The sequence below is a fragment of the Bacillus sp. FJAT-27251 genome (assembly GCF_001273925.1).
Classification (GTDB): domain Bacteria; phylum Bacillota; class Bacilli; order Bacillales; family Cytobacillaceae; genus Mesobacillus_B.
The window spans coordinates 1,744,087-1,766,410 of record NZ_LIGG01000001.1 but is presented as its reverse complement, the minus strand read 5'-3'; the positions used below and the strand labels follow the sequence as shown (position 1 = coordinate 1,766,410).

Annotated in this window: 18 protein-coding genes, 15 tRNA genes and 1 rRNA gene; 5 read left to right on the top strand and 29 right to left on the bottom strand. The window is 46.1% G+C overall.

What is annotated here, in order from left to right; all coding sequences use genetic code 11:
• Positions 1-631: 631 nt before the first annotated feature.
• The 3 genes from ADU22_RS08340 to ADU22_RS08330 all read left to right on the top strand — a co-directional run bounded on the left by ADU22_RS08340 (position 632) and on the right by ADU22_RS08330 (position 3,515).
• Positions 632-940: a PadR family transcriptional regulator gene (locus ADU22_RS08340; protein WP_053361735.1), complete on the top strand. Its 309-nt coding sequence runs from the start codon at positions 632-634 to the stop codon at positions 938-940.
• Between the two features lie 16 nt (positions 941-956).
• A complete protein-coding gene (locus ADU22_RS08335) occupies positions 957-2,150 on the top strand; it encodes a chromate transporter (protein ID WP_053361734.1) in 1,194 nt (397 codons plus the stop codon).
• Between the two features lie 195 nt (positions 2,151-2,345).
• Positions 2,346-3,515 (top strand): MFS transporter, encoded by a 1,170-nt coding sequence (locus ADU22_RS08330; RefSeq protein ID WP_053361733.1) that lies wholly within the window; start codon positions 2,346-2,348, stop codon positions 3,513-3,515.
• 121 nt (positions 3,516-3,636) lie between these two features.
• Here the strand turns inward: ADU22_RS08330 and ADU22_RS08325 are convergent, their stop codons facing one another.
• The 8 genes from ADU22_RS08325 to queG all read right to left on the bottom strand — a co-directional run bounded on the left by ADU22_RS08325 (position 3,637) and on the right by queG (position 12,307).
• Positions 3,637-4,584: a ring-cleaving dioxygenase gene (locus ADU22_RS08325; RefSeq protein ID WP_053361732.1), complete on the bottom strand. Its 948-nt coding sequence runs from the start codon at positions 4,582-4,584 to the stop codon at positions 3,637-3,639.
• A gap of 211 nt (positions 4,585-4,795) precedes the next feature.
• Complete coding sequence (gene yhbH, locus ADU22_RS08320) at positions 4,796-5,965, bottom strand: sporulation protein YhbH (protein ID WP_053361731.1); 1,170 nt, start codon at positions 5,963-5,965, stop codon at positions 4,796-4,798.
• A gap of 312 nt (positions 5,966-6,277) precedes the next feature.
• Positions 6,278-6,454 carry a hypothetical protein gene (locus ADU22_RS24925; protein WP_197280035.1) on the bottom strand — a complete coding sequence of 59 codons (177 nt, stop codon included), beginning with the start codon at positions 6,452-6,454 and terminating at the stop codon, positions 6,278-6,280.
• 86 nt (positions 6,455-6,540) lie between these two features.
• Positions 6,541-8,436 carry a PrkA family serine protein kinase gene (locus tag ADU22_RS08315; protein ID WP_046526032.1) on the bottom strand — a complete coding sequence of 632 codons (1,896 nt, stop codon included), beginning with the start codon at positions 8,434-8,436 and terminating at the stop codon, positions 6,541-6,543.
• A 331-nt stretch (positions 8,437-8,767) separates the two neighbouring features.
• The gene (gene nfsA / locus ADU22_RS08310; RefSeq protein ID WP_053361730.1) at positions 8,768-9,517 is read right to left on the bottom strand and encodes an oxygen-insensitive NADPH nitroreductase; all 750 of its coding nucleotides are present in this window, start codon (positions 9,515-9,517) and stop codon (positions 8,768-8,770) included.
• A 72-nt stretch (positions 9,518-9,589) separates the two neighbouring features.
• A complete protein-coding gene (gene trmL / locus ADU22_RS08305) occupies positions 9,590-10,072 on the bottom strand; it encodes a tRNA (uridine(34)/cytosine(34)/5-carboxymethylaminomethyluridine(34)-2'-O)-methyltransferase TrmL (RefSeq protein WP_197280034.1) in 483 nt (160 codons plus the stop codon).
• Positions 10,073-10,125: 53 nt separating this feature from the next.
• Positions 10,126-11,022: an amidase domain-containing protein gene (locus ADU22_RS08300; protein WP_053364503.1), complete on the bottom strand. Its 897-nt coding sequence runs from the start codon at positions 11,020-11,022 to the stop codon at positions 10,126-10,128.
• A gap of 133 nt (positions 11,023-11,155) precedes the next feature.
• On the bottom strand, positions 11,156-12,307 hold the full coding sequence (queG, locus tag ADU22_RS08295) for a tRNA epoxyqueuosine(34) reductase QueG (RefSeq protein ID WP_053361728.1): 1,152 nt from the start codon (positions 12,305-12,307) through the stop codon (positions 11,156-11,158).
• A 108-nt stretch (positions 12,308-12,415) separates the two neighbouring features.
• On the opposite strand from queG, the gene ADU22_RS08290 reads away from it, so the two are divergent.
• The gene (locus tag ADU22_RS08290; protein WP_053361727.1) at positions 12,416-13,099 is read left to right on the top strand and encodes a B3/B4 domain-containing protein; all 684 of its coding nucleotides are present in this window, start codon (positions 12,416-12,418) and stop codon (positions 13,097-13,099) included.
• 571 nt (positions 13,100-13,670) lie between these two features.
• Here the strand turns inward: ADU22_RS08290 and ADU22_RS08285 are convergent.
• Positions 13,671-13,744, bottom strand: a tRNA-Gly gene (locus tag ADU22_RS08285).
• Between the two features lie 229 nt (positions 13,745-13,973).
• Here ADU22_RS08285 and ADU22_RS08280 point away from each other — a divergent pair.
• Entirely contained in the window at positions 13,974-15,029 is a 1,056-nt protein-coding gene (locus ADU22_RS08280; protein ID WP_053361726.1) for a sulfite oxidase, read from the top strand.
• Positions 15,030-15,074: 45 nt separating this feature from the next.
• Here the strand turns inward: ADU22_RS08280 and ADU22_RS08275 are convergent, their stop codons facing one another.
• The 20 genes from ADU22_RS08275 to rrf form a co-directional block, all read right to left on the bottom strand.
• Complete coding sequence (locus tag ADU22_RS08275; RefSeq protein ID WP_053361725.1) at positions 15,075-15,668, bottom strand: ABC transporter ATP-binding protein; 594 nt, start codon at positions 15,666-15,668, stop codon at positions 15,075-15,077.
• Positions 15,658-16,581: an ABC transporter ATP-binding protein gene (locus tag ADU22_RS08270; RefSeq protein WP_053361724.1), complete on the bottom strand. Its 924-nt coding sequence runs from the start codon at positions 16,579-16,581 to the stop codon at positions 15,658-15,660. Before ADU22_RS08270 ends, ADU22_RS08275 begins: the two co-directional genes overlap by 11 nt.
• 34 nt (positions 16,582-16,615) lie before the next feature.
• Entirely contained in the window at positions 16,616-17,455 is an 840-nt protein-coding gene (locus tag ADU22_RS08265) for an ABC transporter permease (protein ID WP_053361723.1), read from the bottom strand.
• Complete coding sequence (locus tag ADU22_RS08260) at positions 17,445-18,446, bottom strand: ABC transporter permease (protein WP_053361722.1); 1,002 nt, start codon at positions 18,444-18,446, stop codon at positions 17,445-17,447. The genes ADU22_RS08265 and ADU22_RS08260 overlap by 11 nt, the downstream gene beginning before the upstream one ends.
• Position 18,447: 1 nt before the next feature.
• Positions 18,448-20,061 (bottom strand): ABC transporter substrate-binding protein, encoded by a 1,614-nt coding sequence (locus ADU22_RS08255; RefSeq protein ID WP_053361721.1) that lies wholly within the window; start codon positions 20,059-20,061, stop codon positions 18,448-18,450.
• A gap of 526 nt (positions 20,062-20,587) precedes the next feature.
• Positions 20,588-20,669 (bottom strand) — tRNA-Leu (locus tag ADU22_RS08250).
• A gap of 12 nt (positions 20,670-20,681) precedes the next feature.
• A tRNA-Cys gene (locus ADU22_RS08245) sits at positions 20,682-20,756 on the bottom strand.
• 9 nt (positions 20,757-20,765) lie between these two features.
• Positions 20,766-20,840 (bottom strand) — tRNA-Gly (locus tag ADU22_RS08240).
• Between the two features lie 5 nt (positions 20,841-20,845).
• Positions 20,846-20,920, bottom strand: a tRNA-Gln gene (locus ADU22_RS08235).
• A 40-nt stretch (positions 20,921-20,960) separates the two neighbouring features.
• A tRNA-His gene (locus ADU22_RS08230) sits at positions 20,961-21,036 on the bottom strand.
• Positions 21,037-21,045: 9 nt separating this feature from the next.
• Positions 21,046-21,119: transfer RNA gene (locus ADU22_RS08225), tRNA-Trp, on the bottom strand.
• A 7-nt stretch (positions 21,120-21,126) separates the two neighbouring features.
• Positions 21,127-21,211: transfer RNA gene (locus ADU22_RS08220), tRNA-Tyr, on the bottom strand.
• 52 nt (positions 21,212-21,263) lie between these two features.
• A tRNA-Phe gene (locus ADU22_RS08215) sits at positions 21,264-21,336 on the bottom strand.
• Positions 21,337-21,345: 9 nt separating this feature from the next.
• A tRNA-Asp gene (locus ADU22_RS08210) sits at positions 21,346-21,421 on the bottom strand.
• A gap of 3 nt (positions 21,422-21,424) precedes the next feature.
• Positions 21,425-21,498, bottom strand: a tRNA-Met gene (locus ADU22_RS08205).
• Positions 21,499-21,518: 20 nt separating this feature from the next.
• Positions 21,519-21,594, bottom strand: a tRNA-Val gene (locus ADU22_RS08200).
• Positions 21,595-21,597: 3 nt separating this feature from the next.
• A tRNA-Glu gene (locus ADU22_RS08195) sits at positions 21,598-21,672 on the bottom strand.
• 12 nt (positions 21,673-21,684) lie between these two features.
• Positions 21,685-21,776 (bottom strand) — tRNA-Ser (locus ADU22_RS08190).
• Positions 21,777-21,779: 3 nt separating this feature from the next.
• Positions 21,780-21,854: transfer RNA gene (locus ADU22_RS08185), tRNA-Asn, on the bottom strand.
• A 156-nt stretch (positions 21,855-22,010) separates the two neighbouring features.
• Positions 22,011-22,126, bottom strand: a 5S ribosomal RNA gene (gene rrf, locus ADU22_RS08180).
• Between the last annotated feature and the right edge of the window lie 198 nt (positions 22,127-22,324).

Below are 22,324 nucleotides of genomic sequence, written 5' to 3'. Positions count from 1 at the left end.
ACCGTCGGGAGCAAGCTCCCTCAAGTCCGCTCGACTTGCATGTATTAGGCACGCCGCCAGCGTTCGTCCTGAGCCAGGATCAAACTCTCCAATAAGAAGTGAGTGATTAGCTCATAAAATAAAACGTTGGCTCGTGAATCTCTATTATATAGAAGAAACACGATATTATTGTTTGTTGACGCTTGTTTGTTTAGTTTTCAAAGAGCAATTCGCCGCCTGTTTCAGCGACAACTTTTATAGTATATCAGGCGCTCTCTTTCGTGTCAATCATTTTTTCAAAAAAATGATAACCTCGATTGAGCTGCTTTTAAATAATAATACTTTTCCCATGACTCGTCAATTATTTTTTTGAGTCGCATACCTTTGCTGGCTTAGCAGCCAAATTAATATACCATGGTCATACGCGGCTACGCAATGTATATTAATTCCACTTAAGATGAAAGTGCCATAGAAGTCCGGGGAGTTAGCCTAATCAATTTGCATTATTAAGAATATGTAAATGTACTTGCATCAATTGGCGAATAATATTAGTATGGTAATGGATTCCCGATATCGAAATTCGATATTGATTTTCGATATCGGGACATAATATCTGGTTACAATAGTATGAACGTGAAATGGAGGAGGAAATTTGGAGGAGAAGGTGCTCAGAAAGTTATTCCTTGGATTCATTCAAATTCACATTCTGCACCATGCAAAAGAGGATCCCATTTATGGAGCATGGATGCTTGAAGAACTGAGAGAGCATGGCTACAACATCAGTGCAGGCACTCTTTATCCTATCCTTCACACCATGGAGGCTGATGGACTCCTTGTAAAAGAAGAAAAAAATGTGGAAGGAAAAATCAGAAAGTATTATACGGCCACAGAAAAAGGGAACGTCATTCTGATTGAAGCAAGGAACAAAGCTTACGAACTTTTTAAGGAAATTCGGGACTGACAGAAAGGGGAAGAAGATGAAAAAAAATAGTGAGAGTAGAGGTTTCAAGTCTCTTTTAGAAATCCTGATCGTTTCAACGAGACTTGGCCTGACTTCTTTTGGAGGGCCAGTTGCCCACTTGGGTTACTTCCATAATGAATATGTGCAAAGGAGAAAGTGGCTGGACGAAAAGACTTATGCGGATTTAGTCGCACTATGCCAATTCCTCCCGGGTCCGGCGAGCAGCCAAGTCGGCATCGGCATTGGAGTCATGAGGGCAGGAGTTATTGGCGGGATTGTTTCCTTTATTGGATTTACCCTCCCGTCCGTGTTGGCACTAATTATCTTTGCACTGATACTCCAAGGGCTGGATGTGGGAGACGCCGGCTGGATTCACGGATTGAAAATCGTGGCGGTGGCTGTCGTTGCCCACGCGATATTGGGGATGGCCCAAAAACTGACTCCGGACCTTAACCGAAAAGCCCTTGCGCTGTTTGCCTTGATTGTGACACTGCTTTGGCAAACCGCCTTTACTCAAGTTGGTGTCATATTAGTGTCAGCCTTTATAGGATATCTTGTTTATAAACAGCATTCGGAATCCGAGGAGGCGCATTTACAGTTTCCTGTTTCCCGACGATTAGGAGCTATATGCCTGTCTCTCTTTTTTGGGTTGCTTATTCTCCTGCCGTTCATGAGAGAGGTGACTTCATTAAACTGGATTGCAATGTTTGACAGTTTTTACCGCTCTGGTTCCTTAGTGTTCGGCGGGGGCCATGTCGTCTTGCCTTTACTTGAGAGGGAATTTGTTCCTACGGGATGGTTAAGCGAAGAAGCCTTTTTAGCTGGATACGGTGCCGCACAGGCCGTACCAGGGCCATTGTTTACTTTTGCTGCCTACCTTGGCGCTGTTATCAATGGATGGCAAGGGGGCCTTCTGGCTACAATCGGCATTTTCCTGCCTGCGTTCCTGCTCGTACTTGGAACCCTTCCTTTCTGGGATGCCTTACGGAAAAACCCTAAAGTCAAAGGCGCATTGATGGGAGTGAATGCCGCCGTTGTCGGAATTCTCATTTCCGCTTTCTACCATCCGATATGGACTAGCACCATTTTAGCGCCCATCGACTTTGCGTTTGCAGCTGTTTTGTTTAGCATGCTGGTTTATTGGAAGCTTCCGCCTTGGGTGATCGTGGCCACCGGAGCGGTTGGCGGGGCACTCATGACTCTGATTTAAATATTACTGTTATGCGAAATTAATTTATAGAAAGATAAATGACTGGAGAATTCCAGTCATCTTCTGTTTTTATCCAAAAATGGTTTTTGCTTTATCTCTATTTTTACACTTCCCTATTGTGTTATATTAATCTTTTATTCTTATTTAAATAAGTCAGCAAGCCAATTGGGATATTATTTGGAAGGAAGAAAAAACATGGATAAACGTATATATTTTTTAATGGTCATAGCATTTGTGGTCGGTAGTGTTGAACTGATCATCAGCGGCATATTAGACCTGATTGCAGAGGATTTAAATGTCAGTATTGGGCAAGCCGGTTTGCTGATTACTATTTTCGCTTTGATTTTTGCTGTGGCATCCCCAATTTTGTTAGTCATAACAGCAAAAATAGAAAGGAAAGCACTAACTTTAGGCTGCTTGTACGTATTTTTCATTGGTTGTATCGTAACCGTGTTTTCACCTACTTTTTCTGTTTTGTTTATAGGAAGAATTATATTGGCTTTAAGCGGAGCGCTGCTGATCATCCTATGCTTAGTGATGGCTCCCAGCCTTGCAGGAGATCAGTATAAAGGCAGGGCCATTGGAATTGTCTCCATGGGGGTGAGCGCTTCACTGGTTTTAGGGGTGCCGCTTGGGCTTATCATAGGAAACAGCTTTGGCTGGCGGGCACCATTCGTTCTTATAACTATAATGACGGCATTATCCATTATTGGCGTTCATGCTTTTATGGGGCGGATAGAACCAAAATCGCAAATTCCGTTGAGGCATCAGCTTGCCGCATTTAAAAATCCAAAAATCACACTCGGATTGACGACAACATTCCTGTATATGACAGGTCATTCTATTATGTATTCCTATTTTAAACCCTATTTAGAAGCAACCACGGCCTTTAATGGCAATTGGGTAAGCCTCATTTATTTAATTTTTGGTTTTGCTGCTGTATTTGGCGGAGGAATTGGCGGTGTAATGGCAGATTTATTGGGCACAAGGAAGACAATGGTTATTGCCCTAGCCATTTTTAGCTCCCTATTCTTTATATTGCCATATACAACCGGCTTCTTTCCGATATTTTTCATCATTATTATCGCATGGGGGATTCTCAGTTGGGCAATTTCGCCGGCAATGCAATCTTATTTGATTGAGTCAGCGCCTGAATCCTCGGAGATCCAGCAGAGTTTGAATAATTCTGCGCTTCATTTGGGCGTTGCTGGAGGTTCGGTTATTGGAGCCGGAATCGTCGATACACTGTCTGTGGAAGTAAATCCATTTGCTGGCGGAATTTTAATCACCCTGTCATTAATTACTGTAGTCATTTCTGTTAACAGCAAGAAAAAGACTTCTTATGCAGCTAAGAGCGCAATTTGAGTGGTCTCGACATAATAAATCCTTCCCATCTTCATGATAAGCCTCATTGTCCCCTGCTCTGAAAGACGCAAAAAATCGACAGACCTTATGGGCCTGTCGATTTTTTTTACAAATACGTTTATTAATACTCCTCAATAGGCTTGAGTTTTTCTTCAATTTCACCTCTGCGGTCTTCTAAAAATGGAGGTAAAACTAATTTTTCACCAAGTGTTTCGAGATCATCTCCATCGGCGGTAAACCCAGGTCCATCTGTCGCAATTTCAAACAGGATCCCGTTTGATTCACGGAAATATAGGCTCTTAAAATAGAAACGATCCACTATGCCGGATGAATGGAAACCGCGCGCTCGAACTTGTTCATCCCAAAAGCTGAGCTCTGTATCATTTTTTACACGGATGGCTAAATGGTGGATACTGCCACGGCCTGGTTTTTCAGAGGGACCATCCAAATATTTCACGATGATTTCTCCAAAGACCTCACCACTGATCGATTGGAAAATCGCTTCGTCATCACTTCGGCTGACCTCTGTATAGCCAAACATGCCGGTAAGTGTGCTTGCTAGTTTATCAAGCCTGCGTACCGTCATTTCGACAGAACCCATTCCTTGAATTTGATGCTCGGCCGGAACCTCTGATTTTCCCCAAGTTTCCCAGTGTTCTACCTTTGCACCATTTGAAACGAGAAGGACCAGTCGCAAACCTTCAGGATCCTCAAAGTGTAAGGCCGGATGATTGGCATACGTTGTAACCTCACCATGCTTTACACCGTATTCCTCAAAACGTGCTTTCCAATACAATAAGCTTGCTTCTGACGGTACAAGTAAACCAATTTTTGTAATGGCATTTGTACCACGGTGTGTATGGCCAACTAGGGGAATTTCAAAAAATGATAGTTCCGTACCTGGGCTGCCTGTTTTATCTCCGTAAAACAAGTGATACATCGATGGATCATCCTGGTTCACGGTTATTTTCACACGGCGCAAACCAAGCACATCCCGATAAAAACGATTATTTTGGCTTACGTTTTTGGTAATCATTGAAATATGATGATGACCGGGAATTTTATACATGAATGGTTCCTCCAATCATTGACTAGGTCTTGGCAGAATATATAATCTTTTATCTTTAAGTAATTTATTTTTAATTCGAGATAAATTTACTATAAGAAACACCAGGAGTCAAGACCCTCAAATGACAGAACCGTCATGGCTATCGTAAAAATGGCCTCATAAATGCTTAAAACTCGACAGGCAATCCTTCCCTGTCGAGTTTTGTTTTAGTTCATGCAAACATTTTATCTTCTTGTTCCTTTTTGAAGAAGCTCTTCATGGCATGGAAGACATCGGCTTTTTGCTTGAGGATATAATAGCGGAACTTCTCGTCTTTGACGTTTTTATACGCGGACATTAGGGTTGAATGGCGGTTGTACTGATTTACTTCACCGTAGCCGAACATATTGGACACTTTCATCAGTTCTTCAACAAGCTTGACGCAGCGGGCGTTATCGGACGTCAGGTTATCTCCATCCGAGAAGTGGAACGGATAAATGTTGAACTTTTGCGGGTCGTATTTCGTATTGATCAATTCCAGCGATTTACGGTAGGCGGATGAACAAATCGTTCCGCCGCTTTCCCCTTTCGAGAAAAAGTCTTCCTCGGAAACAACTTTTGCCTCGGTGTGGTGGGCAATGAATTCAATTTCAACTGTTTCGTATTTGGACCGCAGGAACCTGGTCATCCAGAAAAAGAAGCTTCGTGCCATATACTTTTCCCAAAGGCCCATACTCCCGCTCGTATCCATCATGGCGAGGACAACTGCTTTTGAATCTGGTTTGATCACTTCATTCCAGGTTTTGAACTTTAAGTCTTCCTTATAGATAGGGTGGAAGCTCGGCTTGCCTGTCATCGCATTTCGTTTATAGGCAGACATCATGGTCCTCTTCTTATCAATATTGCCCATTAGCCCTGTTTTGCGGATGTCATTGAACTCAATGTGTTCAACGGTATGTTCCTGGTTCTGCTTTCGCTGCAGGTTCGGCAGCTCCAGCTGCTTAAACAGTGCTTCCTCAAGCTCCAACATGGAGACTTCTGCTTCATAATAATCCTCGCCAGCCTGGTCCCCTGCTCCCTGGCCTTTCCCAGGTGCCGGCTGCCCGGAACCATCTCTGGCTACAACATCGCCAACCTTGCTGTCTCCTTTCCCCTGACCGACATGTTTATTTTTATCATAGTTGTAACGGATCTTATATTCATCAAGAGAACGGATTGGAATCTTTACAACCTCCCTGCCGTTCGACATCACGATGCTCTCTTCAGTAATCAGGTCAGGAAGATTGTTTTTGATTGCTTCCTGGACTTTCTCCTGATGTCTTTGCTGGTCATCATGGCCTTTACGGTGGAGGGACCAATCTTCCTGGGAAATCACAAACTGGCCGCTGTTTTCTTCGGTCATTTTAAACCCCTCCTGTTCAATTTTAAATGGGTCAAACGCCTTTTGCCTTGGTGCCTGAGAGATAACCAAGGTTTTTTGCGCTTCCCTTGCACACAATTCACTGTCGTTTCATACTATAATGCGGAATACAAAAGATTAGGAATGTGATTACTCTATCTTATGCAGAGAACGAAAATAATTTACAAATAATTTAGACAATTCCTCTTCATATTTTAGCATTGGACAAGCCTATTTTTTATAGCTGTTTTCACCTGCTTTATGACCGAATGGTTATAAAAGCAGCAAAAAATAACTCCGCGGCCGCCCGCGAAGTTATTTTTGCTTCTCTTGATATTGAACTGGATCTGGCATCTTATCGTAATCCTCTTTTAGCACTTCCCCTGTCCGGCGGTGCTCCATTTGCTTGCCCAGATTTTTGACTTCTTCTTCATTAACAGCCATTGAACTGTTATCAGGTACATGGTTTTTTGGCAATTCTTTCTTCGCCATTGTAATCACCTCTTGCCATTTTATACCCTGGACAAACCCTTTTTAAACAGAAGGGACCTGCCAATGACTGGCAGGCCTGTGATTCATTAACGGTTTAACAAGCTTCCTACATAGCGAAGCAATTCGTTTGCGGAAGTAGAGTTATAGCCATGCTCGTCAATCAATCTCGCAACGACTTCATTAACTTTCTTTAGCTGGGTCTCATCCGGCGTTTTCGTAGAGGTTGTAATCTTAACGACATCCTTCAGGTCGGCAAACAGCTTCTTCTGGATCGCTTCCCTGAGACGGTCATGCGAATTGTAGTCAAACCTTTTACCCTTGCGCGCATAGGCGGAAATGCGGATCAGGATTTCTTCACGGAAGGCTTTCTTCGCATTTTCCGAAATGCCAATCTGCTCCTCAATCGAACGCATCAGCTTTTCATCCGGGTTAATCTCTTCACCAGTAAGCTGGTCTCGCATCTTTGCCTTATTGCAATAGGCCTCAACATTATCAAGGTAATTGTCCATAAGGGTCTTGGCTGATTCTTCATATGAGTAGACAAAGGCCTTTTGAACTTCTTTTTTGGCAATATCATCGTACTCTTTCCTTGCTACGGAAATAAAATTCAGGTACCTTTCACGCTGCTCCTGTGTGATGGATGGATGCTGGTCAAGTCCTTCCTTCAGTGAACGGAGGACATCCAAAGCATTGATGGATTGCATATCCTTCCTGATAATGGTAGAGGAAATCCGGTTGATGACGTAGCGCGGGTCTATTCCGCTCATGCCTTCATCCTGGTATTCCTTTTTCAGTTCCTCGACATCCGCTGCATTGAACCCTTCCACATTTTCTCCATCATAAAGGCGCATCTTCTTAACGAGGTCAATATCGCCTTTCTTTGGCTCCTTCAACCGTGTCAGGATTGTAAACATGGATGCGACTCTGAGCGTGTGCGGGGCGATATGGACATCGCCCACATCACTTTCCCGGATCATTTTGTCATAAATCTTCTCTTCATCCGAAACCTTTAGGTTATAAGGAATCGGCATGACGATAATCCTGGAATGGAGGGCCTCATTCTTTTTATTTGAAATGAAGGAACGGTACTCCGTTTCATTCGTGTGGGCTACAATAAGCTCATCTGCTGAGATGAGCGCAAACCGGCCCGCCTTGAAATTCCCTTCCTGCGTCAGCGACAGGAGATGCCAAAGGAACTTTTCATCACATTTGAGCATTTCCTGGAACTCCATCATCCCCCGGTTTGCTTTGTTAAGTTCCCCATCGAATCGGTAGGCACGCGGATCTGATTCGGAACCATACTCCGCAATCGTCGAGAAGTCGATGCTTCCTGTCAAGTCGGCAATATCCTGGGATTTAGGGTCGGACGGACTGAAGGTACCGATGCCGGTACGCTTATCCTCAGAGAAAAAGATCCGTTCTACGATAACATCCTCAATTCTGCCTCCATACTCCTCTTCAAGCCTCATCATGTTAAGCGGAGACAGATTCCCTTCAATCCGGATGCCGTATTCATCGTAAAAGTCCTTCCGGAGGTGGTGCGGAATCAAGTGAAGCGGATCTTCGTGCATTGGGCAGCCTTTTATGGCATAAATCGCTCCCCTGTCTGTCAAGGAATAGGCTTCCAGCCCTCTTTTGAGCATCGTGACCAGAGTCGACTTCCCTCCGCTCACTGGGCCCATCAACAGCAAAATCCGTTTTCGGACATCCAGCCTTTTCGCTGCAGGATGAAAATATTCTTCAACAAGCCTCTCAAGAGGTTCTTCAAGTCCAAACAGCTGGGAATTAAAGAAGCTGTACTTCTTTTTGCCTTTGACCTCTTCAATCCCTGCGTCTTTGACCATATTATAAACCCGCGAATGTGCTGATTGAGCGACCCATGGCTGTTCCTTTATGATCTCCAGATATTCCCTGAACGTCCCTTCCCATCTAAGCTTCTCCTCTTCCTCGCGATACATCTCAATTTTCTTTAAAATATCCATAAGGACCTCCCTGTCTAGCGATTATCAAGAGACGATTAATATACTCTATGCAGCGAGGAAATCGAACATGCAAACAACTCAAAACAAGGTCACCGTTGCTGACAAAAATAAAGCCTTTTCTTCACAGTGGGACCTCTTTAGGCTATAATAATTTTATATGGGTAAAATTAGGTACATAAGGGGGCGTCCAAACATGAATTTGCTACTGATTATTGGTGTTTCTGTTGCATTTCTGGCGGCCATTTTTACAGCTGGCTATGATGATAAGCCAGGAATGAACAAAAAATAGTTTACCAAAGAAAAGAAGCTGCCCGCAGGCAGCTTCTTTTTTTTAGCGGATGTTCATCTTTATTTTTGCCACAAACTCTTTCATGTACATCCGTGCTTTCTTTTCAAACATGGAAGCCATCTGGCCTGTCCATGTATCACGGCGCTTTCCGCCCGTTCTTTCTGCATAGTATCCGGCAACAATTTCGTTATATTCTTCAAGCTGCTTTTTGTATAGCTGCTCATCCTGCTGATATTCGTTCTCCATATAAACATGCCTCAAAGGCAGCCTTGGCTTCCTGTCATTCAGGCTGGCAGGATAGCCTACCGCCATACCGAACACCGGCAAAACATGGTCCGGTGTTTTAAGAATCTGCTGAACAGCTTCCAGGTTATTCCTGACTCCCCCTATATAGCAGATGCCCAGGCCCATTGATTCTGCAGCCGCCGCGGCATTCTGGGCTGCCAGGGAAGCATCGACTACTGCGACCATAAACTTCTCTGTACTTTCAATCGGGGATGTTACATCAACATTCTCCATTTCGCCAACGACCGCGTGGCGATGCAAATCCGCGCAAAAAACAAAAAAATGACCATTTTTCGCCACGTAAGGCTGATTCCCAACCACTTCTGCCAGTTTTTCTTTTTTATCCCGGTCGGTCACCCCGATAATGGAATAAGCTTGTACAAAACTTGAAGTGGAGGCAGCCTGGGCACTTGCCACAATGGTTTCAACCTGCTCCAATGTCAACGGTTTGTCCTCAAAATCCCTTACAGATCGATGATTTAAGAGTGTTTCAATAACCTGGTTCAATTTTAGCCATCCTTTCAAGTTTAATATGTATTGCAAAAGAAAAGGGCCAGTAACAGCACAGGCCCTTTTCCTTTACAGCAAATTCGGATAATCCTGCTGACGAAGCGCTTCATAGACGAGAATGGCTGCCGTGTTGGACAGGTTTAAAGAACGAATATGATCATTCATTGGAATCCGCAGGCATCGCTCCATGTTGTCCTGGATCAGTTCCATTGGAAGACCGGTTGTTTCCTTTCCAAAGATAAAATAATAATCCTTTTCGCTGTTGCTGTAATCAAACGTAGTATGGGGCTGTTTTCCATGTTTAGTCAAATAGAAAAATTCGCCGCCCTCATTGTCCGCAAAAAAATCCTCCAGGGAATCATGATAAACCACCTTCACATGTTCCCAATAATCAAGCCCGGCCCGCTTGAGCGCTTTATCATCCGTAGAAAAGCCCAGCGGCCTAATTAAGTGCAGTGTCGTGCCTGTTCCTGCACAGGTCCTGGCGATGTTCCCTGTATTGGCCGGAATAAGGGGCTGGTATAGTACAATATGCAATGCCACAATGTTCACCTCTATCAAAACTCTAGTTGTTATTATACCACTATCGCCAAGTTAAAGCCGTTTTATTGGTCATCCACAATGGACAAGAATTTGTATTTTATCCGTGGGGTGTAGGCAGTCGAGTCTTCATATGCCCAGTAGCGATTCCGGCTGTTGTGCGTATGGGCATTCACAAGCGGCATGCCGTTAGCATCCTTCGCGGTGACGATGGTTGTATGGTCAAACCTTCCATCTCCCTCAAAATCATAACAAATGACATCCCCCAGGTTCAGCTGGCTTGCACTTGCTGCTTCCTTGGCCCTTAGCCCGCTTTTTGAACTGGGCAGGTGCAAACGCATTGAGTTGGCCACCGTCCAGCTAAAGCTCCAATTCGAATTCATCATCCACCAGCCATTGGCCCTTTGAGGGTACCCCCGCATTGGAGCTCCTCCTGCATGCAGGCATTGTGAAATAAAGTTGGTGCAATCCACATCAAACTTTTTATAGGCAGGATTGTAGTCATTCCACCATCTCTCGGCATACTGGACAGCTTTGAGGCGGTCATAACGATACATGATCTGTTTCGCTTTTTGTGCTCTCTCTTCGGAATCTCCGCCGGTCTCCCCGAGGCCTGAATCCGGTTCCTGCTCCTGCCCGAAAAGGATAATCTCTTCATCGTCCACAAGAATCCCTTTGTAAAACTCTGCCTTCCGATGTTCTACTCCTTCTTCAAGGAAGAAGATGTCTTTTTGCTTGATCAAATATTTCATATGGACCCTGTAAAATACCTCTGAGCTTGCATTTCCTTTTTTCTCATCCGTGATTTTACCCTCTGCTTTCGCCCTGACAATTTCAGCCCCCCGCCTGGCGCAGCTCTCCTTCTTTTTCTCGATTGCTTCGCTATCATTAATGATGCTTCTCGTATGCGATACATATTGTTTCAGCCTCTGCTCAAGCCGCTTTTGCAATTGTTCCCTCAACATCCATCTCTCCTTTCCCAACATATGTATGAAAGGAGTGCGGCTTTAAAACGGGATTTTTTATTGTCGTTTATTCTTTTAAAAAAGAAAAAAGGCCTTCCACCGAAGCATGAAAGACCTTACTAACCTATTTTTATTTTGTGACTGGCCGTGATTCTCTGCAGAAGTCCAGTCCTTTCTTGATTTCCACTAGTACATCTTCATCCTTCTCCTGCACAAGTGCGTTCTCCAATGCTGTTTTTGCTTCGTCGCCCCCGATTTTTCCAAGTGACCACGCTGCGGTTCCTCGGATAACCGGACGCGGGTCTTCCTTCATCACCTTTATCAGGTCAGGCACAGCTGAATCATCCTTAAAATGGGCAAGGGCAAGAATCGCATTGCGCTGGATGGGCTTCTTGCCTCTCCACGAACCAGAGACGGGACCGAATTTCTCTTTAAAACCTTTATTGCTGATATGCAAAATAGGTTTTAATAGCGGCTTGGCCACCTCTGGATCAGGCTCGGTTTCCGGATGAAAATGAAAATCCTTTCCTTTATTGACAGGGCAAGCTGTCTGGCAGGAATCGCAGCCATAAAGGCGATTCCCGAGCTTGTCACGAAATTCATCAGGCAGAAACCCTTTTGTCTGAGTCAGGAATGCAATGCAGCGCTGGCTGTCAAGCTGCCCTCCCTGGACAAGAGCACCGGTTGGACAGGCCTCCAGACATTTTGTACAGCTGCCGCACTGGTCCTCCATCGGAGCATCCGGTATAAAAGGGAGGTTGGTGATCATTTCGCCCAGATAGACGTAGGAACCGAATTCCGGAGTAAGAATGGAGCAGTTTTTACCGCTCCAGCCAATTCCGGCCCTTTCCGCAACAGCGCGGTCCACCAACTCGCCCGTGTCGACCATGGACTTGAACCGTGCGTCGGGCACCTTGGACAAGATAAACTCCTCCAACTTTTCCAGCTTATTCCTCAGCACATGATGATAATCGATTCCCCAGGATGCCCGGCAAAAGATTCCTCGTCTTTGGCCTTTTTTGCTAACTACCCTGACTTTCATTTTAGAAGGATAAGCAACAGCGATGGCAATAATGGATTGAGGCTGATTGAAAATCAGGTCGGGCCGGACCCGTTTTTCAACATCCTTTTCCTCGAAGCCGGATTGGTAGCCCAATTCCTGCTGGCGCAGCAGCCTTGATTTCATTTCAGTAAATGGCGAAGGCGATGCGAACCCGATTTTATCGATTCCGATGGTTTTGCTGTATGCTATGACATCTTCCTGCAATTGGCGGATATCCATTTCCGGCACTCTCCTTTCCCTACTGGTATCTATAGTAAAGACAATAATTTTCAAATGCACATACGTTATATGATAAACTAATTCATAACAATTTTGGAGGTGGAAACAATGGAAATTCAGGTTTCCAGTGAGCTAAGCACACGTGTTCCGGATTTTATGGCTGGCGTCATTCAATATCGCAATATAGAAGTTGGCCCCTCACCGCAAATGTTAAAAGGAAGGCTGCAGCTGTTTCAGGAATCGATTTTTTTCGAGCTGGATGAAAAAAATGTTACCGATTTCGAAGGCATACGAGAGTGGCGCGAGATTTTCAAAAAGGCCGGCAAGGACCCGAACAGGTACCGCCACTCGGCTGAAGCCCTTTACCGCAGAATCAAGAAGCAAAACTATTTGCAAAGTGTACATAGCGCAACGGATGTGAATAATTTTTTCTCTCTGGAGTATGAAGTGCCAATCGGCATTTATGACGCAGACAAACTCGAGGGCGGTATCCGGATCGGCATCGGGAGCGAGAGCGAGGAATATGAAGGTTTGAACGGGAGGCGAAATTCCCTCCATAACCTTATCATTTCCTGTGACAGCATCGGCCCGTTTGGGAGCCCATTTGTTGATTCAACCCGCACGGCCGTGACGGAAGAGACCAGGAACGCTCTGCAGATCATCTATCTGCGCCCTTCCCTTGGGATGGAAAGAAACACAAAACTAACAAGCTCACTGATGAATATGTTCCTTCAAATTCATGGCGGGGACGGCGAGTTTTTTATTCTGGGTGACAAAAACACATTTTTATAGCAATGCCAAAACCAAAAGTGCCTGCCCCCACTTCGAAAGTGGGGGGGCAGGCACCGTTTAGTTCGCTAATACTTTACTGTGGCGGGGGTCAGGCACCGTTTAGTTCGTTAACACTTTAGCGCGGTGGGGGTCAGGCACCGTTTAGTTTGTTAACACTTTAGCGCGGTGGGGGTCAGGCACCCAATTACTTGTTTATTCGATTTAATGCCAGTACTGAGTTTAAACGCCGAGATTGGGTCATTTTAATGCTGGTACTCGCATTAAGTTCACGGCTATAAACCTAGTACGCGCATTATCCCTGTGCTTACCAGCATTAAATCCCATATCCAAGGTGCATTAGCAAAATAACTCATTTTTGATTATAAAACCTCGGCCAATCCCTCTAAAAGTTGTTTGAACCTTGTACTAATCGTAAGATTGAACCCCAAACATCCTAATAATTCCACCATTAGAAAGCATTATTTGCAAATTCATGGGAGGGTATCCCGGATAAATCACGACTGACTTCCATTTAATAAAAAAACGCAATACTTCGTTCCTCGTTTGAACGAAATACTGCGTTAGCTATGTATGGAGCGGGTGATGGGAATCGAACCCACTACATCAGCTTGGAAGGCTGAGGTTTTACCAGTAAACTACACCCGCAATTCAATAGTGTCGTATTCCCTTGACCTAATTTATGATACCTACTATTTTTATATTCGTCAATATAAAAATGTAGTTTTTTGTCGAAAAAAGTTTAGATTCGAAGCATATAGGGTAAGATAATATCTTTTTCAATTCATACAGCAAAGACCCGCCTTCCTCTCTTTTTTATTGTTCTAGAGAAGCAGATTACTAATAGAAATATAGCAGGGAGGTGCAGCTTAAAAAGATGGAAAAGGCCAACCCTAATCTGACAACAAGAAAACTCCATCCCGAGAACCTGGAATCACCCATCCATTTTCTTCGCGGCTTCAGCACTCCGGCCAATTACTTTTACCGGCGCAACCATTTTTCCTACCCAGAGCTAAGCCAATCCAGCTTATGGATTCAAATCGGCGGCCTGGTTTCAAGTCCGGCCTTCCTTCATTTCAATGACCTGCTGGCCATGCCTGCGAAATCTTTGCTGGTTCCTCTTGAATGTGCGGGAAACAAGCGCGCCCATTTCTCTCCTAAGGTCCCTGGCGAACAATGGGAGGAAGGTGCCATCAGCCAGGGCAAATGGACGGGAGTGCCCTTAAGATACATCCTGGAAAGAGCGGGTGTCCTGCAGAATGGAAAGGAGGTCGTTTTTGAGGGGGCAGACTTTGGGAAAAAGGAAGACATTGATGAAGTGATTTCCTTCAAAAGGAGCCTTCCGCTGGAGAAAGCGATGCATCCGGACACATTGATTGCCTACCAATACAATGACCAGCCTCTTTCCCTTAAGCATGGATATCCATACAGGCTCATAGTGCCAGGCTGGTATGCGATGGCCTCCATAAAATGGCTGCGAAAAATCAAGGTGATTTCCAATACATTTGAGGGACCCTTCCAGACAAATGACTATGTCTATTATCCCCGCAAAAGGGATGATATCGGAAAAAGGCCAGTAACTATATTAAACGTAAACTCTACAATTCAGCAGCCTCTCGATTATTCCATCCTGGACACAGGAACATATAAAATTGAAGGCATTGCCTGGACAGGAGAAGAAAACATCACCAGCATTCAGCTAAGTTTCGATAATGGAGAAACTTGGGTGAAGGCAAATGCAGACCAAAGCGGCAATCATCCCTACTCCTGGGTGAACTGGTCCTATGACTGGAAGGCTGACAAAAAAGGCGAATACACAATCCAGTCAAAGGCGACCGATTCAGCCGGGAGAACCCAGCCTCTCAAAGCCTACTGGAATCGGAAAGGCTATGGGTATAATGCCGTTTCGAAAATCCATGTGAAAATTGAATAAGGTTGGGATAATAAATCCGCTCCCTTTCACCTGGAGCGGATCTTTTTATAGTTCAATTACTCGATCGCAAAGTCTGTTCATCAGCTTTGCGTCATGGCTGACAACCAGGATGCCCATCTTCCGTTTTTCAGCGAGGTGAAGAACGGCCTGCCATATTTGGGCCTGGGTGATGGCATCAAGCATGGTCGTCATTTCATCTGCTATCAGGAAGCGCGTTCCCGGGCCTAGTGCCCTTGCAACGCAAAAGCGCTGCAGCTCCCCGCCTGAAAGCTCATTTGGCCAGCGTTCCAGCCACTCTTGCTGTATTCCGAGCCGGGCAAGAAGGTCTTCATCCGGGCGCCCCCCTTCCTTAAGCGTTTTACCCATTTTCCAGCGCGGGTTGACAGCTTTTTCGGGATGCTGAAAGACCATCTGTACGGGATGGTAGCCGGTTTCCGAAAGACCTTTTCCGTCCAGTGTTACCTTCCCTTCCAATGGCTTCTCGTACCCTGCCAGTATTCTGCACAAAGTCGTTTTACCCGTGCCACTTGGGCCTTTAAGTCCAACAACCTCGCCTGGCTGCATGGAGAAATTTATCCCCTTGAATAGCCAGGGCGATTTTCCATAGCGGAATCCGATGTTGGTTGCATCAAGTTGCATGGATGCACCTCACCTTCCCATTGCGCAATTCACGTAAATCGGGCTGCGCCTGGTGACATTCCTTCGTTGCTTTTTCACACCTTGATGCAAAGAGACACCCATTTGGAAGGTCCGTCGAATGAGGCTGTGAACCGGGAATCGGCGTGAAGCCATTCTGCGGCAATGCCCCCCACAAAGCCTTGCTGTAAGGATGCCGCAAACGCTCCCCATCACCGGTAAAATCCTTGGCGGGAGCAATCTCGACTGTGGTGCCTGCATAAAAAACGGCTATTTTATCAGCAATCCTAAGGGCCGAATCAATGTCGTGGGTAATAAGCATAACAGCACACCCCTGATCTCCAAGCTCCCTTAAGTTCAGCAACGCTTCATTCAAGGCTTCAGGGTCGAGTCCTGGTGTCGGTTCATCGGCAATGATGACTTTAGCGCCACTGACCATTGCAGTGGAGAGCAGGACCCTTCTCGCCATTCCGCCTGACAGTTCAAATGGAAACATTTTTTCCACGAAACTTTTTAGCTTGTAACGCTTGAACACTTTACGCTGTTCCTGGGCAGGTTTTCCGTTCCTTACAGCTGTCCGGACTTGGTTTCCTACACGCATGAGCGGGTCCAGATAGCCGACAGATTGCGGGACAAGCGCAATCTCCCCGCCGCGCAAAGACTCCGTTCTTTTAGCGGTAAGAGTCTCGCCGCAATATTTAATATTGCCAGCGGTATCTGCATTTGCCGGCAGGATTCCCAGAATGGCATGTGCCAGGAGGCTTTTCCCGGAGCCGCTAGCGCCGACTACGGCGAGGACCTCGCCCTGCTCCAGGGTAACACTCAGATTGGAAATAGCCCTGATTTTCCTCTCCTTAAGGCCCGAGGTGTATTGGCTGAATGTGACAGACAAATTTTCAACTTCAAGAATTGGCATAACATGCTCCTCTAATTTGTGTCTTCCAGTCTGGTCAGAACCTTGCAGGGTCCATTAGCATCCTGAGGCGCTCACCGGCCGCATCAAAAGAACGGACAACCAGGAGAAGGCTCAAGCCAGGGAAAAACGCAAGCCACCATAGCCCGGAAGACAGGTATTTCATTGATTCCGAAAGAATGATCCCAATTGCTGGCTCATGCGGGGACAGGCCCAGCCCCAGGAAGGTAACAGCTGCCTCATGAAGGATGGCATGAGGGAACATCAACAGGAATCCAATAAGGAATTGGGGAATCAAATGGGGAATAATGTGATGAATCGCAATCCAGGTGCGGGTTTTCCCCATTTTTCTTGAGATATGGACATAGTCTGCAGAACGGACCTGCATCACTTCCGCCCTGATGACCCTGGCAAGGCTTGGCCAATGTGTCAAAGCAATCCCGAACACTATTCCTTTAAACCCTCCGCCCAGTGCAAATGAAATCAGGATAAGGGTAACGAGGTGCGGGACGCTTAAAAACAAGTCAATCAGCCAGGATATGATCATGTCCGCCGTTTTTCCCAGCGTGGCAGCCGCCAGGCCGAGCAACAAGGCAATGGCCGCACTGGAAACAGCTCCAGCCAGGCCCACACCCATACTTAAAGACAACCCCATGATGGTCCTGGCGAACATATCCCTCCCAAGCCAGTCTGTCCCGAAAAAGTGCTCGAAAGAAGGAGGAAGATTCCGCTCACTTAAGTTTGTGCCAATGCTGCCCTCATCCAGCATAAATCTGCCTATGACAATTGCCATAATGAAACCTAACGCAGCGCCTATTTCCAAAATCGTGCGCTGCCTTCGATTCAGAGAGAGTTTCCCTTTGGGACTAAGAATCATAGGTCCGCCCCTCCCTCGTCCTGGGATCAACCACATAATAAATCAGATCCGCAATCAAATTTCCCGTAAAAACAAATAAAGCACTGAATAATACCAACCCCAGCAATAATGGAACATCTCCCCGCAGGCCTGCCTCCACCGTTGCCTGTCCCAGGCCAGGATAGGAAAATACCTGTTCTGTCAGGACGGCGCCGCCAAATAATTCACTAAAGGCGGCAAATTGAAGGGAGATGGCCGGCAAAGCCACATTTCGGAGACCATGCCGCCAGAAGAGGATGAAACCTCTCTCTCCGCGCGCCCGGGCAAACAATATATAATCACTTGCAAGAACATCAATCATTTTTTGGCGGGTGTGCAGTGCTATGTTCGCAACACCGACAATGCTAAGCGTAATAGCTGGCAACACCAAATGTTGGACTTTGTCAATGAATGTGACGTCATCCGAAAGAATTCCGGCAGGAACGCCAAGTCCTACGGGAAACCATCCCAGCCAGACAGCAAAAACCATGACCATCAGCAGTCCCATCCAAAACGCCGGAGTAGAGGCTAACGTATAGCAGTACCATTTGATAATCCTGTCTATTGCCGTATCTTTTTTAAAAGCGGCGAATACCCCCATTGCGAATCCAATAACCCCGGATAACACCCAGGCAGTAAGCATAAGGACAATGGAATGAAAAAACTTTTCCTTGATTACTTCTGCCACAGGCTCCCGATAGATCATCGAAGTCCCCAGATCACCGCTCAGCAATGAGGAAGCCCAATTGACATATTGCTTAAACACAGGGTCATCAAGTCCCCAGTGCCGGGCGATTTTTTCCCGCTGCTCGGGGCCTACATTCAGCATATCCGCCCCTATATAGGCTTGAATTGGATCAATAGGGGAATTCTTGACAAGAAGAAAGGAAATGATGCTGATTCCGGCCAGCAGGGTAAAAGCCCTAATTGACCTCCAGAGCAGGAAGCGACCCAGGTTCTTTGCCCTGGCCACCCTACTCACCCCATTTCCATTCTGTGATGTTATCTGTTACCGGCCAGCCATGCCCATGTGGGTGGATGCTTTGTTCCCCAATATCCAGTCCTTCTTTAACAAGGTAAAGATGGTCGATGTTCMCCAGCCACACCCACGGGGCGTCTCCACGCGCGCTTAGCCCGGTTTCCCCATCCCACTGGGACTCTTTCCAGTATTCATTCGCCTCATTTTCATCCGTGGCGGAAAGAGCCTCTTTAAAATATTCATCCACTTTTTCATTCCTATAAAACCCTGTATTATAATACTCTATACCTGCGTTTTCACTGCTATAAATATTGTACATTTCATATGGATTATGGCTGCCCCATCCCATCATCACGGCGCTGGAATGCATGTTTTGTTCAATCTTGTCCCAGCTGCCGCCTTCCACGATTATGCTGATCCCAAGCGGCTTTAGCATATCCGCTGCCGCAATGGACAGGGACTGGCGAATATTGTCTCCGGCAGGATAGTACAAGGAAAACTCGGCTTTCTGCCCGTCCTTCTCCAGGATTCCATCCCCATCTGTATCTATCCAGCCTGCCTTCTTCAGGAGCTTGCCGGCTCCCTCCATATCGGCATCCCTGAACTTCGTTTCCGGATTCCACCACGGCAGTCCGTCCACCGAAGTATAGGCCGGTGAACCATAGCCTTCAAGCACACCCTCAATAAGAGCCTTCCTGTCAATGGCGAGATTGATGGCCTGCCGGATCGCACGGTCTGAGGTTACATCATTTCCAACCGGAAGACCGGAATCCGTTTTGCCTCCTGACGGAATATACGGAAAAACCATCCCCCTGTTATCAACGGTTTTTACTGCCTCCAGAAACATTCCTGGCACTTCCTGCGTGCTGAAAGACGGAGGTATCGCAGCCACATCAACCGTTCCCGATTTTGCTGCTGCAAATGCCGCATCTTCCTCCAGAAACAGGAATGTCACTTTTTGAAAGAACGGCTTTTTATCATAGTAATTTGGATTTGCTTCAATAATAAGCTGCTGGCCCTTATCCCATTGAACAAGCTGATAAGGCCCCGAACCAACCGGATTTTCCGCATAGTTCTCATTATAAGCATGCTTTGGGACAATCCCCGTTGTAGCCAGAGTATGGATAAAAGTAGACTGGGCCTTTTTTAATGTGAAAACAACTGTCGTGCCATCAAGCGCTTCCACCTTTTCAAGTATGGAAAGATCCACAACCGAAGCCTTGTCCGCAGCCGTATTAAAAGTGAATTCCACATCTTCTGCCGTCAGCTGCTGCCCATCGGAGAAATGGACATCGTTTCGGAGGGTGACCGTCCATACCCTGCCGTCATCGCTGATTTGATATCCTTGGGCCAAATCCTCCACAATTTTTAATTCCTGGTTCCTTTTAAAAAGAGTGCTTTGGAACAAAGGTGAACCATAGCGGCCCCACCCTGTCGTTGGATCAAAACCCGTTTCCGGTTCGCCGCCCACCGCCAGGACGAGCTCATCCTTGTTCATATTCTTGCTTGAACTGTTCCCGGATGGACTTGAATCGGATGAAATGCAGCCTGATAAAACTAGTGCTCCTGTAATGATTATCAATAAACTGGCTAATATACGCTTTTTCATTATTCCCCCTAATATCTCCTCGCTGTTTTATCCAGACAGTAAGGCTTGGCTATAATTGAAGCTTTATGTAGCGATTCACTGGCTTAAGCACATACATAAAGAATATATGTTAACAAAAAGAATTCATCAATAGTTTTTTTCTATATAAAAAAATTGCCAACTGAAAGTGAAACAGGTTTTTATGTAGCATTTTGTAAAAGAAATATAGGGTGCTTTCATCAGCCTGTGACGGTGGCACGTTAGTTTTACTGCGTCTGAAAAAATAAACGGAAAAATTTCGCTTAAACCGGGAAATTTTGATATTGCCCTCAATATAAGGGAGGTTTTTCCGCCTAAATGCATTTAATCCGCACATTTAGCTCTTTATAGAGCAGGTAATCGGAATAAATCCGCTTATTTCTGCTTCTTAAGCCCCTGCTACATACATTAACCGGAATCTCTCCGCCTAAAAGGAATCGGAAAGCACAAAAAAAAGCCTTGCAGCGTATGTGCAAAGCTTTTATGGCAGTTGGCAAGCTGCCTGTGATACCGGTGGTCGGGGTCGAACCGACACTCCTCACGGAACACGATTTTGAGTCGTGCGCGTCTGCCAATTCCGCCACACCGGCCTAATGTAAAAATGGAGGCGGCAACCGGATTCGAACCGGTGAATAAAGGTTTTGCAGACCTTTGCCTTACCACTTGGCTATGCCGCCTTATTATAATGGAGCGGAAGACGGGATTCGAACCCGCGACCCCAACCTTGGCAAGGTTGTATTCTACCACTGAACTACTTCCGCAAAAATGGCTGGGCTAGCAGGATTCGAACCTACGAATGACGGAGTCAAAGTCCGTTGCCTTACCGCTTGGCTATAGCCCATTAATATACTATGCATCTTCTGCAAAAATGTGAATCATTATGGGGCGATCGATGGGAATCGAACCCACGAGTGTCGGAGCCACAATCCGATGCGTTAACCACTTCGCCACGACCGCCATAATGTTTGGCAGGGGTAGTAGGAATCGAACCCACACTGGAGGTTTTGGAGACCTCTGTTCTACCTTTAAACTATACCCCTAAAATAATGGTGGAGGGGGACGGATTCGAACCGCCGAACCCTGAGGGAGCGGATTTACAGTCCGCCGCGTTTAGCCACTTCGCTACCCCTCCATTATAACATGGTACTTTTCTTAATTAAATGTGATTTTCCAAAACCACATGATGGCTCAGGACGGAATCGAACCGCCGACACAAGGATTTTCAGTCCTTTGCTCTACCGACTGAGCTACTGAGCCAAAACTAAATGGCGGTCCCGACGGGAATCGAACCCGCGATCTCCTGCGTGACAGGCAGGCATGTTAACCGCTACACCACGGGACCAGATTGCGGGGGCAGGATTTGAACCTGCGACCTTCGGGTTATGAGCCCGACGAGCTACCGGACTGCTCCACCCCGCGATAATGTTATTGAAGATTAATGGTGGAGGATGACGGGATCGAACCGCCGACCCTCTGCTTGTAAGGCAGATGCTCTCCCAGCTGAGCTAATCCTCCGAATGGTGACCCCTACGGGATTCGAACCCGTGTTACCGCCGTGAAAGGGCGGTGTCTTAACCGCTTGACCAAGGGGCCTGGATATTTATATGGCGGAGAGCAAGGGATTCGAACCCTTGAGACAGCGGTAACCGTCTACACGATTTCCAATCGTGCTCCTTCGACCTCTCGGACAGCTCTCCATATGGCTCCGCAGGTAGGATTCGAACCTACGACCGTTCGGTTAACAGCCGAATGCTCTACCACTGAGCTACTGCGGAATAGTAATTATTATTACCGGCAATTAGTTCAATTAAGCCGAATGTCCTCACCTCAGAATGATTATTCGAGATGCAGTTCGGCGAGTACAACTCGCAGCTTATTCTAGAAGCTTTGCTCGTTGCTCTACCACTGAGCTACTGCGGAATAATATAACTGCCTGGCGGCGTCCTACTCTCACAGGGGGAAACCCCCAACTACCATCGGCGCTGAGAAGCTTAACTTCCGTGTTCGGCATGGGAACGGGTGTGACCTTCTCGCCATTGCCACCAGACAATTTTTCAAGACATTTATTATTATAATGCCTTTTTAATATTTTGCAAGGAAAACTTTTGTTCCCTCAAAACTGGATAATGTATTTCAGAAGGACTTGCAATTTCGAGTATCGTTCTTGTCCAGCTCCGGCTCCTAGCCTTCGCTTTTCGTTTTGGTTAAGTCCTCGATCGATTAGTATCAGTCAGCTCCACACGTC